Origin of the sequence: Idiomarina sp. OXR-189 (assembly GCF_034373425.1) — a bacterium.
Taxonomy (GTDB): domain Bacteria; phylum Pseudomonadota; class Gammaproteobacteria; order Enterobacterales; family Alteromonadaceae; genus Idiomarina; species Idiomarina zobellii.
The window spans coordinates 600,123-615,852 of record NZ_CP139706.1 but is presented as its reverse complement, the minus strand read 5'-3'; the positions used below and the strand labels follow the sequence as shown (position 1 = coordinate 615,852).

Genomic DNA, 15,730 nt, shown 5'->3' with positions numbered 1-15,730 from the left:
TTAGCGTGTACGTGGGCAGATTTCTTCGTCGCTGAAGAAGTATGCGATTTCGCGCGCAGCTGTTTCAGTTGCGTCTGAACCGTGTACCGCATTTTCGTCGATAGTTTCAGCATAGTCGGCACGTAGAGTTCCTGCCAGTGCTTCAGCTGGGTTTGTTGCGCCCATGATTTCACGGTTTTTCAATACTGCATTTTCGCCTTCAAGTACTTGAACAACGATAGGGCCAGATGTCATGAACTCAACCAAAGCGCCAAAGAAAGGACGTTCTTTATGTTCAGCATAAAAGCCTTCTGCTTGTTCTTTGCTTAAGTGCATCATTTTTGACGCTACAATGCGAAGACCAGCAGACTCAAAACGGTTGTAGATAGCGCCGATAAGGTTTTTAGCAACCGCATCAGGCTTGATGATTGATAAAGTGCGCTCTAAAGCCATGTGTATTCACTCCAATAAAGATAGGAAAAATTAGTCGCGCGGATTATACGTGAGAATGCGTTTGAGATCGAATCCATAATGATTGTTTTTTCGTTCATTCTGATTTAGCATGACAAAACAAATTAGCCATATAGACGTCTATTTAGCTTTCAAATAGACAAAGAGGAGTAAATCATGGCAGCGAACAAAACTGAGCAAGCAACTCTCGGCGGCGGGTGTTTCTGGTGCGTGGAATCCGCCTTCTTACAAGTAAAAGGGATTGAATCGGTGAAATCCGGCTATACCGGTGGTCACACCGAAAACCCAACCTATGAACAGGTTTGTACCGGTGACACGGGTCATGCCGAAGTCGCGCAACTCACCTATGATCCTGAGCAAATCTCTTACCGCCAAATCTTAGAAATCTTTTTTACGCTGCACGATCCTACGCAGGTGAACCGTCAAGGTAACGACGTTGGTACTCAGTATCGAACTTCGATTTTCTATCATAACGATGACCAAAAGCAGGAAGCCGAGAGCATTATTGCGGAATTAGAAAACGACGGTGCCTTCGCTGACCCAATAGTCACCGAAGTAACCGAGCTGGATACCTTTTACCCAGCCGAGGACTATCACGAAAACTACTACGCAAGAAATCCGGAAAACCCATATTGCCAAGCGGTTATTTCACCGAAGCTGGCGAAATTCCGGAAAACCTTTTCAGGATTATTAAAAGACTAACGCTGCGCCAGGGTTTTATAGGTCGTCAAAATATGCTCAACCGCATGCTCAATATCGGCTGCGGTTGTGCTACGACCAAAACTAAAACGCAGTGAAGCATGAGCCAGCTCATCGCTGACACCAATAGCCCGCAGAACATACGAAGGCTCAACACTGGCCGAGGTGCACGCCGAGCCTGAGGATACAGCCAAGTCTTTAAGCGACATGAGCAGCAACTCGCCTTCAACATTAGCGAATTGCAAGTTCACAATATGAGGTACTCGTTGCGTGTCGCTGCCATTAAGCTTAATGCCCTCTTCCGCCAGTAACGGCGATAAAAACTGCTGACGCATACTCTCAAAGCGCTCAATGTCGCTGCTTAGGTTTTCAGCCGCAAGCTCTGCCGCCACACCCATACCTACAATTTGGTGCGTTGCCAAAGTGCCTGAGCGCATTCCCCGCTCATGTCCACCGCCGTGCATTTGTGCGGCAATACGAACACGCGGCTGACGACGCACGTACAATGCGCCAATGCCTTTAGGACCATACATTTTATGCGCAGAAATCGACATTAAATCGACCGGTGCGCTGGACATATCAATAGGTAACTTACCAGCTGCTTGTGCTGCATCAACATGAAACAAGGTGCCGCTCTCACGACAAATGGAGCCAATAGCGTTTATATCCTGAATAACACCAATCTCGTTATTGACCCACATAACACTGGCCAGAATAGTGTCTTCGCGCAGTGCCGAACGAAGCTCATCCAAGTCGATAAGACCGTCTTCTTTAACGTCTAAATAAGTGACTTCGAAGCCTTCTTTTTCAAGCTGTGCACAAGGGTCCAGCACGGCTTTGTGTTCAGTTCTCACCGAAACAATGTGCTTACCTGTGTCGGCATGAAAATGCGCAACACCTTTCAAAGCCAGGTTATCCGACTCGGTTGCGCCTGAGGTAAAAACAATTTCGCGGGCATCGGCATGAATTAAGTCGGCGACTTGATGCCGTGCAATATCCACAAGCTCTTCCGCTTGCCAGCCATATTTATGAGAACGCGAGGCAGGGTTTCCAAACACCCCGTCCATGGTTAAGCAAGTTGCCATTTTTTCTGCCGCTTTAGGCGCTACTGGCGTAGTGGCGGCATAATCCATGTAGATGGGTTGTTTAGGCACGAAGGTCCTCCTGGTAAGTGCCGTTACAGTTGGCAGTTAACTTTTATGTCTTCGTCCGATGCATGGCGTAAATGCTGGCGTTGCATAACGTCGCCTACATCTGAGTTTTTCATTAGCTCGGCAAGGGTAATTCCGTCTAAAAAATCGGAAATACGGTCACTCAAACCTTCCCATAGTGAATGCGTCAAACAGCGCTCGCCGCCCTGGCAGTTCGCTTTGCCCTGACACCGCGTTGCATCAATTGACTCATCGACCGCATGAATAACCGAACCCACCGATATATCAGCTGGCTCACGTCCCAGCCGGTAACCACCGCCAGGACCCCGAACACTGTCAACCAAACCGTGCTTACGCAAACGTGCAAACAATTGCTCTAAATACGACAAGGAAATGCCCTGACGTTCTGAAATATCCGCCAGTGGAATGGGACCTTTTGCTGCAAATAAAGCCACATCAAGCATTGCGGTTACCGCGTATCGGCCTTTTGATGTCAGACGCATAGCAATTTCCTCGGGAAGTGTTATTCGTAAGTTGAAATTCTACATTCCCGACTATTTTAGTCAAGTATTGTCAATCGATTTATCCACAGAGGCTAACATTCCACGCAAAATATTGATCTCGCTCTCTTCCGGTCGCGCCCGATTATAAAGGCGTCGCAATTTAGTCATAACCTGCCCCGGATGCTTCGGATTAATGAAGCCGGTATTCGTCAATGTCGCTTCTAAATGTTCATAAAAACGCTCTAAGTCATCAACACGCGGATACTCCGGAATATCGGCTTCAACTTTTTCACCCGCTTCCAGCCACTGCATACGAACTTCGTAACACACTGACTGAACGGCCATTGCCAAGTTTAGAGAGCCATATTCGGGGTTTGTCGGAATATGTAAATGAAAGTGACTTTGTTGCAGCTCTTCGTTTGTTAAACCACTACTTTCACGACCAAATACCAACGCAACTTTATGCTGAGTGGACTCTTGCAACACTTTCGCAGCCGACTCACGAGGGTCGAGTAACGGCCAGTCTAGCGTTCGGTTCCGTGCACTTGTCGCAACCACGAGTCCACAGTCTGAAATTGCATCGTGCAAGTTATCAACAATAGTCGCGTTAGCCAGAATATCCGTTGCACCGGCGGCTAATGCCGATGCATGGCTGTCCGGTTCCTGCACAGGATCAACCAAGGCTAAGTCGGAGAGCCCCATAGTTTTCATAGCACGGGCAACTGACCCGATATTCCCGGTATGAGAGGTGTTCACCAACACAATGCGTATATTGTCGAGCATGAGTATTTCCTTTGCTTTGCGCGTTAACTTCTCGGCTTATTCTGCGAGGTTGTCGAAAAGTTTGGCATGATACCCCAACACTGGTATGATCCGCGACCGAAAATTGTTCTTTTACAGCACAGGTAATTGGTATGCATCCGATGTTAAATATTGCGGTGCGCGCAGCGCGTGCGGCCGGCAAAATTTTAGTTAAAAATTTCGATCAGGGACACCCCGTAGAAGCTGAATCAAAAGGCTTAAACGACTGGGTAACTGACATGGATAAAGCCGCTGAACAGGCTATTATCAACACAATTAAAAAGTCTTACCCCGATCACGGCATTATTGCAGAGGAAAGCGGCACTCAGGCTGGTAAAGAAAACGACTTCCAGTGGGTAATTGACCCGCTAGACGGCACGACCAATTACATGCGCGGTATTCCCCACTTTTGTATTTCTATTGCTTTACTTCACAAGGGCTCTGTTCAGCAGGCCGTTGTGTATGATCCTATGCGTGAAGAGCTTTTCACTGCTTCTCGCGGCGCGGGCGCTCAGCTGAATGGTCGCCGTTTACGCATTTCACCTAAAGTTGAATTGAAAGGTGCCATTTTATCAACGGGCTTTCCGTTCAAAATGAAGAGCCGATTACCTGAGTACCTGGAAATGTTCAACAAGCTGTTCGAGCACTGTGCAGATGTGCGCAGAGCCGGTGCAGCAGCACTAGACTTAGCCTACGTTGCAGCCGGACGCCACGACGCATTCTGGGAAATGGGCTTAAAACCCTGGGATATACTCGCCGGCGAATTATTGGTTCGCGAAGCCGGAGGCATTGTCAGTGACTTCCAGGGCGGCCATAACTATGTACAGTCAGGCAACATTGCCGCGGGTGCACCAAAAGCCCTCAAGCAAATGCTCGCACAAATTCGCTAAAGCAAAAACGCCGCTTGAAATGAATCAAGCGGCGTTTCTTTTTAGAGTTCGATTTCTTCTAAGTCGAGGTCTAACGAGTAGTCCATTTCGGCAAGCTCTTCCCGCAGCCGATACTTTTCTTTTAGTTGTTCTATTTCACGCCATTTACGTTTCGCAGCGCGACCCTTGCCAGACTTGTCATTTACCTTTTGCAGTTCTTCTGAATGATCCATGGTAAGACCTCCTGCTTTTTATACGACTTTATTCTTATGTTTTTTGCGATGGTGTTAGCGCACTTGTTAACAAAAACACCACAACTCATAAGTACCACACACTTTGATACTTTAAAAGCCTTTTGTTGCAGTTTTGTTAATTAAAAATGGCAAAGCTGTGAAGAATTAGGTGATGAGTAAAATAGCAACTAACTAGAGTTTTTCTTAAGATTGACTAATTGTCGGATAACTTTTTCCGTATTTACCGGTGACCGTTTAGGCTGATAATTCAATATATACTCGACCAGCCCTTTACGTTCAAAAACGGGCACGCTGGGTGGTGAAGACAATTTAACTCGTGCGCTGCGGTGCGAGAAAAACACAACGCCGTCTATCCAGGTTGATGCTCGGTTTTTCTTCAGGTGCTCAGCTAAAACATGAACCTGTTTTTTTAGCTGTTTTATTGGATTGCGAACTTTAGCGGTATAACGACCACCTTTGCGCCCTACTTTATGAGCTATCCAATTAGGAGACTGCTCATCTCCCGTTACTTTTGAATTGTTGTTTTTCACTTCCACAACAAACACACCGTTAGGGCCCACCACAATTAAGTCCAGCTCCGTAAAGCCGCGTTTTGCTCGCGAGTTGGGCACATCAACCTGATTAAACAGAACATAGCTATCGGGGAGTTTTTCTAACAGTTTCAGTGTTTTTAATTCACCCTTAGCACCTGAACGCTTAGTGGATGCTGCTCCAATAACACTGAATAAGTAGGCTAGCCCAACAATCCACCAGAAATTTGGCAGGTTATACATTAAAAAGCCCGCAATAGGCGCGCCAATAATAGCGACCCATACGCGGGCTGTATTCACTTCCTGAGAAAGACGATTTTTAGTTATATACTGCGTGTCGGCCATGACAAGTTGACTGCTTCCCTTATTACTGATGGCCCTATTAAACCACCAAAGCGGTCAGTCGTCAGCTTTAATTCTTACTATCCGCTGGCTCCTTAAGGAGAATAAAATGTTCAATCAGCCTAATCATTAACTCTTTTTGATTCGGCAAGCTCTCAGCTACCAATAGTGCCAGAGCCACAAGTGTGTTGTCGTTAATCAACCGGTCAACAGGTTTAGCCAACAAGTGTTGATTAAGGCGTAGGTACCACAAGAATAGAAACGAGCCGGAGCGCTTATTGCCGTCGGCCAGTGGATGGTTTTTAATTACAAAGTACAATAAATGGGCAGCGCGGCTGGCTATGTTGGGGTAAAACAACTCATCTGCAAAACCTTGTTCTATCGTCGCTAATGCCGAGGAAAGCCCATTACCACGGATCTGTCCAAATAGTTCAGTAGCTTCCCCTTTAGCGATAAGTGTTTTTCTAAGTTGTTGAATAGCATTGATTGCATTTTCAGGGTCTAACACCTGCATGCCATTTTGCCTAGCACCAACTTCTGCTAAAACTTGTTCATCATAACCTTGCAGCAGTGACCAGGACCGAGCGTAGTCACTGATAACCTGCGCAACGGCTTCACCTTCCTCAGATACTAAACCTTGATTGCTAAGAGTACGACTGAGTAAGTTTAGAGCTTGCTCAAATTCAATGCCTCGTTCTTTTAGTCGCAATTCATTTAAAGTATAGCCCCGTACTAAATGCTCCTGGAGTATACGAGTAGCCCACTTCCGGAACTGCACTCCTCGCGCAGACTTAACCCGATAACCAACAGATATGATAACGTCTAGATTATAAAAGTTTGTAGGCTTTGTAGAAAATTCGGAATTTCCGAATTTTCTTATCGATTCATTTTCTTCAAGCTCCCCGTCTTTGAATACGTTCTTTATGTGCTCGTTTATCGTCGATTTTGCTTTATCAAACAACTCAGCCATCTGCTCTTGGGAAAGCCAGACAGTTTCTTTGTCTAAGGCCACTTCCAGTTGCGCTTGCCCATCCTGGCTTTCAAATATCTGAACTTGCGTATTTTTCATGTTTTACCCCTCATCCCTGAGTATCCTGCTCTCAAATAAATGCTCTAGCATAGTCAGGATTTCTGGTTTTAGCCATACTGGTTTTATAAAACCATCAAAGCAGTCAATTATCAGCCAGCCGTGCAACTCCCAGAATACGGCATAGCAAACAACAAATAGAGCAGCCAGTGAAAAGCCTTTATCAGTCAATTGAACACTGCGCGCAGCGCTCTTTACCTGTCAGTAGTTTGGAAACACGGTTACGGTTGCGCGCAAAAAATAGGTAAGCTTTATCCGCAAACCAGCGGATAACCGGCCAGCGCAGAGGGGCAATCATCCAGCCTTTACCTACTAACGACCAAGCCGCGTGGGTAACATCTAAGCCATAGATCATTTCACCGGAGCTGACTTGCCCGTGTAAATACTGGTTGGCCTTAGCAACGTCAACTTGAGGGTACCGCTGGTTAAAGTCCGGCTCATTAATATTCTCGAACGTTATTTGTCGTTTCTCATCAAGCTTTCTTAAGTGCCGCATTTCCTTAACGCACAATGGGCATCCGCCATCAAAGAAAATAATAAGTTTCGAACTGTGCTCTGACATTAGTACCACCTTTTGCAAACTTCACTTTCTTATACGCCGTTTTCGCGAATTTGACTCATAACGTAATGCGAAAATCGGTTTGCTTAGCTCATAATACGACATCGCCACGCTGCCAACTTTAGCAACCGATGCTAGTCTCTTTATGACACTTGGCGCAAACGCGCTGCAACTCAACCCAAAATAAGAGGCAAGGATGCCAACACTCTATAAAATTCGTTTCATTCACTTAGCGGCACTTTTTATCGCTGCCTTTTGTACCTTCCCCGCAGCCGCGTTGCAGACAGCAACGCAAACCCAACTGGCAAAAGTGTATGAAGAAAACACGAGCATTCCCATTAGCGACTACTTGGTCAGTGAAAAGTACGACGGTATACGAGCCATTTGGACGGGTTCCGAACTACTGACCCGGCAAGGCAACCCAATATCAGCTCCTGAGTGGTTTACTGCACCACTACCTGACGTCTGGCTTGATGGTGAGCTATGGACAAAGCGTCAGAACTTTGAGGACTTGAGTTCTATTGTCAGAACGCAAATACCAGAAGAAGAACGTTGGCACGAAGTCCAATATATGGTGTTTGATATGCCTGACGCTCAGCTGCCTTTCGAAGAACGATACAAAAACTATTCGAACTTAATTGAGCAAATAAACACTGAACATATTAAAGCGGTTAAGCAGCAACGGTTTCATTCCAACCATGAGTTAAGCAAACACCTGCAAGCGCTGGTCGAGCAAGGCGCAGAAGGCCTGATGCTGCACTTAGCAACGGCGCATCATCAGTCGGGCAGGAGCGATGCTTTATTAAAGTTAAAACCCTATTTCGACGATGAGGCCGAGGTTATCGCCCATTTACCGGGTAAAGGCAAATATACCGACATGCTCGGTGCGCTGCGTGTGCGCAATCAACAAGGCATTGAATTTTCTATTGGCACTGGATTCACCGACGCCGAACGCGCTAACCCGCCACCTGTCGGGAGTATCATTACCTACAAGTACCACGGCTACACCAATAATGGCGTGCCGCGCTTTGCCAGCTTTTTACGAATTAGGGAAAACGTAGAAGATGAATAGAACCCAGTACATAACGCATATGCCGAAAATAGAAGTAGATTACAAATTGACACCGTTGCGCAACACGCTACACTGATATTTCCATGATCAAAACTTATCACTAATGTCTATTATGCATAACCCTGTCCATCCTGGTGAATTTATTCTAGTAACCTATATGCAGCCTTTTGGCTTGAGCTGTCGGTATTTAGCGACAAAACTTAATGTTTCCCCTTCCACTTTAAACAGAGTTTTGAAATGCCAAAGTGGCATAAGCCCTGAAATGGCGCTACGTTTATCGAAAGCTTTGGGCAGAAGCCCGGAGAGTTGGCTAGCGATGCAGGATTCATACGACTTATGGCATGCTGGAAAAAACTTAAGTTTAGATAAGGTTCAGAAGCTTGATCTTACCGTTGCATAGCAAAATCGTTTTCCAAAAGGCCTTAAGCGAGACAAACGCGTAACCGGTGAATACTTATCGCTTGTTGGCAGATCTTAGTCGAGTTTCGAAATGAATTCGCGAACCTCGTCAGACCTTAATGGCCTTACTAGGCGAGCCACTTCATTGCCATTGTGCAGGAGTATCAAAGTCGGCCAAAGCTTTACCTTGAACGCGCGCCCCAGTGGTTTGCCCTTTCCGTCATATATTTTAATATGACGTAGTCCTGAACGTTCAGTTACTGCTTCTTTTATCGGGGAACTTGCAGCCTGACAGTGTCCACACCAAGGCGCACCAAACTCAAGTACAACGTCACCAGATAACTCGCCAACTTGTTCAAACGTAAATGATTCTTCTGCGTAATCGGAGTTAGAGCCAATATCATCGGTTTTCATCACATTTACCCCTCACTAAAATTTATAGTAATGCCCAATGCTGAAAGTAATGGACCGCTTTGGAACGAGCGGAAAGACGTTCTCGTTCACCGCACGGTTATGTGCGATGCACAACGAGAGGCTTGTGATATGCGAAGTACCGCTCACGGTCTTTCGATCTATTATTAAACAATGCGCTCTCAACAATTTGAGAGGCCTCTATTTCACTCTTAAGGATTTTGCACAAAGTATCCCACTCTTTTGTCTGTGGCTCGAGTGATTCCCACGAAATCATGAAGTCAAAATTTTCCCCATGCCTCAAGACTCTGGCCGGAACTCCTGCAGCTCTCATGTTTCCCATAAACATGCCATATCGTAGGAAAGGGTGGACTGCACGGTGGTTATGAGCTTTCTTGCTGTACGTAATTGCATCATGGGTTGTAACACCACCGATCTTTGTCTCTATGACAACTCTGGGCTTCCAAACTTCATCATCCATCCATTCATACAAAAGAATGTCAGTTTCGAAGTTGACCTCTTGGCATTCGGCTACTTCGTTTCTGTACTGACGGACTTCGTTTGCATAGCAAAGTTTTTGACCAACATCAGCTGCATATTTATCAGATAATGTTTTAACATACGCATGGATTCTCTCTGTTACTGATCTCGCCCAATCTACTTCTCGCATGAAATTCCCTCTGGCCGTGCCATGATGACCACATAGGCTGGTTATGTGCTTTTTCTATCTGCAGGGTGATTGACTCCGTCATATGCAGGCACACCATCAATCTTTAAAGGATTTACGCCCTTTAAGCAGGCGACATTGAAGCCGTACTGCGAAGGATTAGACCTCCTTTGATGGTGGGTGTAAATTCCGCAGTTGCTACAGAAATAGTGTTTCGCCGTTTTCGTATTGAATTGGTAGAGCTTTAGCGCATCTCCTCCTTTTACTATCCGGATACCGGAAAGTGGAACTGACGCCACTATCGCTCCCCGGCGTCGGCAGAGCGAGCAGTCGCACCTACGAATATCAACTAGTCCGTCCGGCAGGTCCAGCTCGATTTCGACTGACCCGCAATGGCAAGTAGCTTGGTGCTTGGCCTTGATGGGGACACCATCGACTTCGCTTAAATTTATCGCCATTCGTTAATCCTTGGGATGCACATAACATTTATATACTACGCATGCTCAATTACGCTCTAACCCGTGCGTAATATCTAACTTTAATTATTTATTATGTATCTGACATTAAACGAGTTAATTAGCCAATACAACAATAAACTAAGCTATAGTACTGATAAAAATGAGCGTTAGGTTAAACTAGAACTAAAGGCAAAGCCGTTTTCCAAAAAGCCCTAAGCGAGGCACACAATGAACTCAACTAAAATTAACTACATTGAACTACCGGCGCGGAGCCTTGAAGCAACCAAGCGCTTTTTTCAACAGGCCTTTGGCTGGGAGTTTGTAGACTATGGTCCGGAATACGCGGCTATTCAAAATGCAGGACTCGATGGCGGGTTTTACCAATCTGATTTGGTTGCAAAAACGTCAACGGGCAGCGCCTTGGTGGTGTTATATAGCAAAGATCTTGAGCAAAGCCTGAAAAGCGTTGAGGACGCGGGCGGTAAAATCCTTAAGCCTATATTTGATTTTCCCGGTGGTCGACGCTTTCAATTTACTTGCCCTAGCGGCAACGAATACGCAGTATGGTCAGAATAGCCAAAATAAAAATCAGGAAGAAAGCATGTCTAAGTTTACGGAATACAAAGTCATTCATATAGCCGAAGGTGGCTGCGGCACTCTGCTACTGGGCTCAAGTGGTCTGCCGTTAAAGAAAATTGAATCTACTTTGAACCAGGAAGCGGCCGACGGCTGGCAAATGGTGTTTCAGGTACTGGAGCAAAAACGCTTTTGGCTGTTCTGGACACGTGAAGCCGCAATTTTAACTCTGGCCCGATAGAACCGACCATGATAAAGCGGTTCATTTTAGCTTCAATTCGTTGGTATCAGAGTCGTGGCGGTTCGCGCCACTTCTTTAATACCGACTGTAATTTTGAGCCGTCCTGTTCGCACTATACTTACCAGGCCATTAGCCAATACGGTACCTGGCGAGGTATAAAGCTTGGTGTAGCGCGTATTAAGCGTTGTAACGACCCTGACTGCGTGCACAAAAAACACGACCCAGTTTCTTAAATAAGGTAGCCCTTATGTCTTACGAAATGTCTTCTGAACAGTTGCGAGATGAAGAAGAAGCCCTGCGTAACCAAATACGCGAGCTAACGCCTGAGCAGCGAAAAGAATATTACCGTCTTGAAGGCCAGAAGATTAAAGACCCTGACACCTACGCGGTACTGAACTGGTTCATTATGACCGGTTTACATCACTTTTATTTAGGCAACACGCAGCGTGGTGTTATCAATCTTTGTGTCATGCTGGTAGGGCTGTTTTTCTTACCTTTCTTACCCATAGTCGGGGTTATTATTATTGTCGGTATTGTTATTGTCGAGCTGCCGCAGTTGTTTAAGTCACAACAAATTGTCCATGCTTACAACAATAACGTTATGCGCGAGCTCATTCATAAAGTTAAATCAGATAACGCCTAAGCGCCGCTTAGGCAAAATCTTTCAACTTGAGGTGCCTCTCTATTGAATCCACCAGGCTTTCCGGAACCTCATGTTCAGTGGCTAATTCCCGCCACTGAGACACCGCGTTTATCACGCCATCAATAATCGCATCTATTTCTTTGCGCTCTACCTTTGGTAACTGAACGTCCGCAAGCGCGTAAAAGTCAGCGCGGGTATGGCCGCTGCGTTTGCCATTTAAGGACATCCAGTGCTGCTCTACCCAGGGGTTTCCGGGTTTGTAGCTAAAGGCAACGTCGTAAGCAGGGCTTAGCCGCCATTGCTTGTCCTCCAGCATAAAGCCAAAGTTCTTGGAGTGATCATCATGGTTGGTTGCTACGTGGTTAAAGACCATACGGCGAAATAAGTCTATAGCATCCGCCCGTGGCAACCTTAGCTGGCGGGCAACCTGGAACAGCTCTTCATAAGAAAACGCGCCAATGTCGTGATAGTTCACGTGCTTAATAGCGGTAAGCGTTTGAATATGCTTTTTCTCATTGCCTATTCTGTCAAAGCGTTTGGTCACAAAATGACGACGGTTGCCTTCATCCAGTAAGTGGCACGGCATCATATGAATGCCCGCTTTTGTGGCCATTAAGTAATACACATACTCCATGGCACCGTAGCCTAGCGGGTCGCCAAAGGTTTGCTGAGACGGGTCGCGCTCTTTTACGCCGTCAAACTTCAGCAGATAATGCTCAAAGCCCTCGGGCACAAGCCCCTGCCCTGAACGAACCTGGCTAAAGTCCTTATTAAATGCCAGTACCGCTTTTGGTCTTGCGCCACCGGCGCTGGTGCCAACCGCTAATAAGGCCTGCATCATTTCTTTGTCTGCCGCGTCGTCAAAGTGCGTGCGTTGGCGAAAGCCAGTCCGAGCATCGAGCACGTCCTGCGCTAACTTCATTAAGCTCTCAAGCTCAATGTCTTTGTTTTTGGCATTGGTTTGATTCTTACGCGCGGGGTGATACTCAAGAGCGCCCATGCCCCGCTCACCGGTATACTGAAGCCGCTCAAGCGGGCTCAGAGGCTCGGTGCGGTCTGGTTGTTGCGCAACCCATTGGTTCAGCACCGCATTACCGAAGTCGTCGGGTAAGGAGTCTGCCAGCATGCCCGGCAGGCCTCTGAAGGTATCCCAATTTAACCCCGGAAAGGAGTAAATGCGCCCCTTTTCGGCAGGCATGGTTAAAGGCGCAAGCGGAATGTTTTTTTCGACAAATTCAGATAAGTACTCGAACCGCGCAGCCGTGTCGCCTTTGTTATAGCTTAAGGCACCGACAGGCTCACCTTTGTAGCGAACTTCAATGGTATTAATCACCAGTCCAGCTCCTCATTGTCAGCAGGTTTCACACGCGTTTTACCGCTCGCTCTTTTCTTCTGTTTGGTGCTACTTTTGAGTAGTTGCACAGGAGAAACGCCCTCGTCCGGGAATGCAGCCAGTAAATTGTCGATATGGCCCAAAGCCTTAAGAATAGCGACATAAGTCGGTAAGGTGCTTTTACCCCCCTCTGCAGATTTAACCGCATTCAGTGAGACATTAGCTAAGGTAGCTAAGTCCTCCTGAGTTAAATCCTGGTTCAGCCGATACTGTCTGACTCGCTGACCAATGATTGCTGGAACACGATCAGAATCCATATAAAGAACCTTAAATAGGCTTTAAACCGATAATTAGAGTGTAGCAGACTATTTAAGGTACGCAATTATATTTATATAAAAATCTTTATATGGACTATAAAGTGATTTAATTATTTTAAAAGCCTTTTTAAGGGCTATAAAATATTATTTAAAGAGGGTTGTTAATAACACTTGATTTGAGTATGAATCGATAGTCCGCTTCGTGCCATTAAGAGACATTCACTTAGCTCTTACAACAACTTTGGCCTTCTTGAATTGGTGGGCATTTCACTGTTCCATAAGAGCAGTATACACAACAATCGCCCTTCAAAGGCTTTAGGAGAACTTTGCAAGATTCACATTCATAATACCACTGGCAAGCGTTGGTTGACATTTCTTCGGTTTTACTGAAACCGCACTCAGGGCAAGTAATGGTAGAATTTAACTCTATACCTCGCATGTTTGCTCCTTCAAAGGTTTAACAATGTCCAATACGGACATTACAATCATCAAACAAATACCCACATAGAACAAATAAGTGCTCCAGTCATATTGCCATAGTGGATAGAGGGTTAACAAAACAGCTATAGGCCCAATAACTCCAAGAGTACCTCTCGTATGATTTTGGTTTTTATACCAGTTATACAAATTTACCAACAACGCCAAAGTTGCAAATATAGGTAACAAGGTATTTACAGCAATCCCCTCAAAGTGAGAGAGAAAGCCTAATCCCAATGCTGATGCTAATGAACCGAGAGCAGGGAAACACCCCGTACAACTGAGGGCTGCAAGCCAAACACCACCTGAGCCAACTTTATCTAAAATCTTATTAATCATTTTTAACGTCTAACATTATTTGAATGACTTGAGTGTAAACTCCGTAGATAGGTACGGAGTCAATGCTATTTTAGCGAATCGATTATTGGGCAGTGAGATTGGTCGTTATTGTTGCGGCATGAATTAGTCATTTCTTTTATGACGACTTCTAAGCGTTGAAGGTCAGCTATCTTACTTTGAATTAAGCTCAGTTTCTGCAAACCTAGAGATTCAACTTTGGCACAATCGCCATCCATTGACATCAAAGACGCTACTTCCTTTAGAGTAAAGCCAAGTGCTTTAGCCTTACAAATGAATTGTAATTGCTTGGTGATTGAGTCGTCATACACACGATAACCATTTTGAGGTTTTTGAGGTTGTTTTATCAAGCCTTCTCGCTCATAAAAGCGTATAGTTTCTACGCCTAAACCAAGTTCTTTAGCCAACTTGCCTATTGTTTTCATCGTATAACCACAAAATCAGCCTACTTCATGACATTAGTATATCAATACGATGTAAAATTTCTCGAACTAATAATGACCGCTTCTCGCTCAAAGCGGACTACTTGTCTATTGCTAATAGCGACTGGGGTGTATGAACTTTTTCTTTCTAATCGCAACTAAATAGCTTTATTAGAAAACAGTTGAAAGCGTAATGAAGCCCTATTTACTAATTTTAGCGTTAAGTTTTTTAGCCATGTCCGCAGCCTATGCAGATGAAAAGTATTACCGCAATGATGGAACTGAAATTCGTTATTATTTAGATAACGCGGAGGCCGAAAACTTGCTTGTCGTATTTCAAGGATCGGACTGCAACAGTGTCCGTCACATGGAGTCGGTAAATAAAATATGGCAAGAGTTTGCTCCGGGTTCAGCGCTTTTGACCATCGAAAAATATGGCATCGATAATAGCTTATCCTACTCCTCCGGAGAACGAGATGACTGCCCCACCAAATATCTAAAGCACGATACTATGGCGCAACGAATTAGCGATGGGGTTCAAGTTATCGAGGCTCTGAAGAATTCTTACGGCAAAATCACTCTAGCTGGCGGCAGTGAAGGTGGCTCCATTGCGTTAGGAGTAGCCGCACAAATTTCAGACTTGCACGCTGTATTGGCATTGAACTCGGGGGCATCCAGCTTTCAGCATGATGTGGAATTCAGCATTCAGCAAACTGTTCCTGCCAAGCAACTTGATAAGGTTTTGAATGGTTTCAGACAATTTGTAATGCAGATTAAGGAGAGTAATGAGCCGTTTCCGGTTGAAGTAAGTGGTCATGGCTATGCTTTCTGGAAGGACGCTTTGGAGCGAGACTTGCTCCAACCGCTCAAAAAAATCGACGCGCCTGTGCTTATAGTACAATCAACTGGAGATAAAAGCGTGGATCCCGATAGAACCAAGCATGAGGTTGAAAATATTATTGCTGAGGGCGCATCTAACATCACTTTATTAATGATACCGAAGCTTGATCATGGCTTTCGTGACGAAAGTGGCGTCTCGAAGCTTAAAGAGGTTATTGAAAGCGCGGCTGGTATTCTTAAGATTTAATTTTTCGACGTGCGCTTTGGGAAAT

25 protein-coding genes are annotated in these 15,730 nt (G+C 45.4%); 9 read left to right on the top strand and 16 right to left on the bottom strand.

Annotated features, from left to right (window positions below; all coding sequences use genetic code 11):
• Nucleotides 1–432: a nucleoside-diphosphate kinase gene (gene ndk, locus UM402_RS02980; protein WP_053953948.1), complete on the bottom strand. Its 432-nt coding sequence runs from the start codon at nucleotides 430–432 to the stop codon at nucleotides 1–3.
• 174 nt (nucleotides 433–606) lie between these two features.
• Here ndk and msrA point away from each other — a divergent pair, with 174 nt between their 5' ends.
• Nucleotides 607–1,152, top strand: coding sequence for a peptide-methionine (S)-S-oxide reductase MsrA (gene msrA, locus UM402_RS02975; protein WP_058576053.1), 546 nt, complete (start codon nucleotides 607–609; stop codon nucleotides 1,150–1,152).
• Here msrA and UM402_RS02970 read toward each other — a convergent pair.
• The 3 genes from UM402_RS02970 to trmJ are packed head-to-tail and all read right to left on the bottom strand — an operon-like array spanning nucleotide 1,149 to nucleotide 3,586.
• Nucleotides 1,149–2,282, bottom strand: a complete 1,134-nt coding sequence (locus UM402_RS02970) for an IscS subfamily cysteine desulfurase (protein WP_322295475.1) — start codon at nucleotides 2,280–2,282, stop codon at nucleotides 1,149–1,151. The two genes, msrA and UM402_RS02970, sit on opposite strands and share 4 nt — an antisense overlap.
• Nucleotides 2,283–2,326: 44 nt before the next feature.
• On the bottom strand, nucleotides 2,327–2,803 hold the full coding sequence (iscR, locus tag UM402_RS02965) for a Fe-S cluster assembly transcriptional regulator IscR (protein WP_053953946.1): 477 nt from the start codon (nucleotides 2,801–2,803) through the stop codon (nucleotides 2,327–2,329).
• A 60-nt stretch (nucleotides 2,804–2,863) separates the two neighbouring features.
• The gene (gene trmJ / locus UM402_RS02960; RefSeq protein ID WP_058576051.1) at nucleotides 2,864–3,586 is read right to left on the bottom strand and encodes a tRNA (cytosine(32)/uridine(32)-2'-O)-methyltransferase TrmJ; all 723 of its coding nucleotides are present in this window, start codon (nucleotides 3,584–3,586) and stop codon (nucleotides 2,864–2,866) included.
• 131 nt (nucleotides 3,587–3,717) lie between these two features.
• On the opposite strand from trmJ, the gene suhB reads away from it, so the two are divergent.
• A complete protein-coding gene (suhB, locus tag UM402_RS02955; RefSeq protein WP_058576050.1) occupies nucleotides 3,718–4,494 on the top strand; it encodes an inositol-1-monophosphatase in 777 nt (258 codons plus the stop codon).
• Nucleotides 4,495–4,535: 41 nt separating this feature from the next.
• Here suhB and UM402_RS02950 read toward each other — a convergent pair whose 3' ends face one another.
• The 4 genes from UM402_RS02950 to UM402_RS02935 all read right to left on the bottom strand — a co-directional run bounded on the left by UM402_RS02950 (nucleotide 4,536) and on the right by UM402_RS02935 (nucleotide 7,248).
• On the bottom strand, nucleotides 4,536–4,706 hold the full coding sequence (locus tag UM402_RS02950) for a DUF3545 family protein (protein ID WP_074668965.1): 171 nt from the start codon (nucleotides 4,704–4,706) through the stop codon (nucleotides 4,536–4,538).
• 188 nt (nucleotides 4,707–4,894) lie between these two features.
• Nucleotides 4,895–5,602 (bottom strand): nuclease-related domain-containing protein, encoded by a 708-nt coding sequence (locus UM402_RS02945; protein ID WP_058576049.1) that lies wholly within the window; start codon nucleotides 5,600–5,602, stop codon nucleotides 4,895–4,897.
• Between the two features lie 67 nt (nucleotides 5,603–5,669).
• Complete coding sequence (gene rhuM / locus UM402_RS02940; protein ID WP_058576048.1) at nucleotides 5,670–6,668, bottom strand: virulence protein RhuM/Fic/DOC family protein; 999 nt, start codon at nucleotides 6,666–6,668, stop codon at nucleotides 5,670–5,672.
• Between the two features lie 181 nt (nucleotides 6,669–6,849).
• Complete coding sequence (locus tag UM402_RS02935; RefSeq protein ID WP_058576046.1) at nucleotides 6,850–7,248, bottom strand: thiol-disulfide oxidoreductase DCC family protein; 399 nt, start codon at nucleotides 7,246–7,248, stop codon at nucleotides 6,850–6,852.
• A 193-nt stretch (nucleotides 7,249–7,441) separates the two neighbouring features.
• Between UM402_RS02935 and UM402_RS02930 the strand changes: the two genes are divergently transcribed.
• Nucleotides 7,442–8,317, top strand: coding sequence for a DNA ligase (locus UM402_RS02930; protein WP_058576045.1), 876 nt, complete (start codon nucleotides 7,442–7,444; stop codon nucleotides 8,315–8,317).
• A 103-nt stretch (nucleotides 8,318–8,420) separates the two neighbouring features.
• Nucleotides 8,421–8,717, top strand: a complete 297-nt coding sequence (locus UM402_RS02925) for a HigA family addiction module antitoxin (protein WP_290610048.1) — start codon at nucleotides 8,421–8,423, stop codon at nucleotides 8,715–8,717.
• 74 nt (nucleotides 8,718–8,791) lie between these two features.
• On the opposite strand, the gene UM402_RS02920 is transcribed toward UM402_RS02925, so the two are convergent.
• From UM402_RS02920 to UM402_RS02910, 3 genes are all read right to left on the bottom strand, one after another.
• On the bottom strand, nucleotides 8,792–9,130 hold the full coding sequence (locus UM402_RS02920) for a thioredoxin family protein (RefSeq protein ID WP_058576044.1): 339 nt from the start codon (nucleotides 9,128–9,130) through the stop codon (nucleotides 8,792–8,794).
• A gap of 97 nt (nucleotides 9,131–9,227) precedes the next feature.
• On the bottom strand, nucleotides 9,228–9,797 hold the full coding sequence (locus UM402_RS02915) for a hypothetical protein (RefSeq protein WP_058576043.1): 570 nt from the start codon (nucleotides 9,795–9,797) through the stop codon (nucleotides 9,228–9,230).
• Between the two features lie 41 nt (nucleotides 9,798–9,838).
• Nucleotides 9,839–10,252, bottom strand: a complete 414-nt coding sequence (locus UM402_RS02910) for a GFA family protein (protein ID WP_058576042.1) — start codon at nucleotides 10,250–10,252, stop codon at nucleotides 9,839–9,841.
• A 228-nt stretch (nucleotides 10,253–10,480) separates the two neighbouring features.
• On the opposite strand from UM402_RS02910, the gene UM402_RS02905 reads away from it, so the two are divergent.
• The 4 genes from UM402_RS02905 to UM402_RS02890 are packed head-to-tail and all read left to right on the top strand — an operon-like array spanning nucleotide 10,481 to nucleotide 11,712.
• Nucleotides 10,481–10,828 carry a VOC family protein gene (locus UM402_RS02905; RefSeq protein ID WP_058576041.1) on the top strand — a complete coding sequence of 116 codons (348 nt, stop codon included), beginning with the start codon at nucleotides 10,481–10,483 and terminating at the stop codon, nucleotides 10,826–10,828.
• Nucleotides 10,829–10,853: 25 nt separating this feature from the next.
• A complete protein-coding gene (locus tag UM402_RS02900; protein ID WP_058576040.1) occupies nucleotides 10,854–11,069 on the top strand; it encodes a DUF4177 domain-containing protein in 216 nt (71 codons plus the stop codon).
• 8 nt (nucleotides 11,070–11,077) lie between these two features.
• On the top strand, nucleotides 11,078–11,302 hold the full coding sequence (gene yidD, locus UM402_RS02895) for a membrane protein insertion efficiency factor YidD (protein ID WP_058576039.1): 225 nt from the start codon (nucleotides 11,078–11,080) through the stop codon (nucleotides 11,300–11,302).
• Nucleotides 11,303–11,316: 14 nt separating this feature from the next.
• Nucleotides 11,317–11,712, top strand: coding sequence for a TM2 domain-containing protein (locus UM402_RS02890; RefSeq protein ID WP_290610043.1), 396 nt, complete (start codon nucleotides 11,317–11,319; stop codon nucleotides 11,710–11,712).
• Between the two features lie 7 nt (nucleotides 11,713–11,719).
• Here the strand turns inward: UM402_RS02890 and UM402_RS02885 are convergent, their stop codons facing one another.
• From UM402_RS02885 to UM402_RS02865, 5 genes are all read right to left on the bottom strand, one after another.
• Nucleotides 11,720–13,045: a type II toxin-antitoxin system HipA family toxin gene (locus tag UM402_RS02885; protein WP_058576038.1), complete on the bottom strand. Its 1,326-nt coding sequence runs from the start codon at nucleotides 13,043–13,045 to the stop codon at nucleotides 11,720–11,722.
• Nucleotides 13,042–13,362, bottom strand: coding sequence for a helix-turn-helix domain-containing protein (locus UM402_RS02880; protein WP_058576037.1), 321 nt, complete (start codon nucleotides 13,360–13,362; stop codon nucleotides 13,042–13,044). Before UM402_RS02880 ends, UM402_RS02885 begins: the two co-directional genes overlap by 4 nt.
• Nucleotides 13,363–13,585: 223 nt before the next feature.
• Entirely contained in the window at nucleotides 13,586–13,801 is a 216-nt protein-coding gene (locus UM402_RS02875; RefSeq protein ID WP_072243337.1) for a GDCCVxC domain-containing (seleno)protein, read from the bottom strand.
• Complete coding sequence (merC, locus tag UM402_RS02870; RefSeq protein WP_034823179.1) at nucleotides 13,789–14,178, bottom strand: organomercurial transporter MerC; 390 nt, start codon at nucleotides 14,176–14,178, stop codon at nucleotides 13,789–13,791. The genes UM402_RS02875 and merC overlap by 13 nt, the downstream gene beginning before the upstream one ends.
• A 65-nt stretch (nucleotides 14,179–14,243) precedes the next feature.
• Nucleotides 14,244–14,621, bottom strand: coding sequence for a MerR family transcriptional regulator (locus UM402_RS02865; RefSeq protein WP_008950466.1), 378 nt, complete (start codon nucleotides 14,619–14,621; stop codon nucleotides 14,244–14,246).
• A gap of 190 nt (nucleotides 14,622–14,811) precedes the next feature.
• On the opposite strand from UM402_RS02865, the gene UM402_RS02860 reads away from it, so the two are divergent.
• Nucleotides 14,812–15,705, top strand: coding sequence for an alpha/beta hydrolase (locus UM402_RS02860; RefSeq protein WP_058576036.1), 894 nt, complete (start codon nucleotides 14,812–14,814; stop codon nucleotides 15,703–15,705).
• Nucleotides 15,706–15,730: the final 25 nt, after the last annotated feature.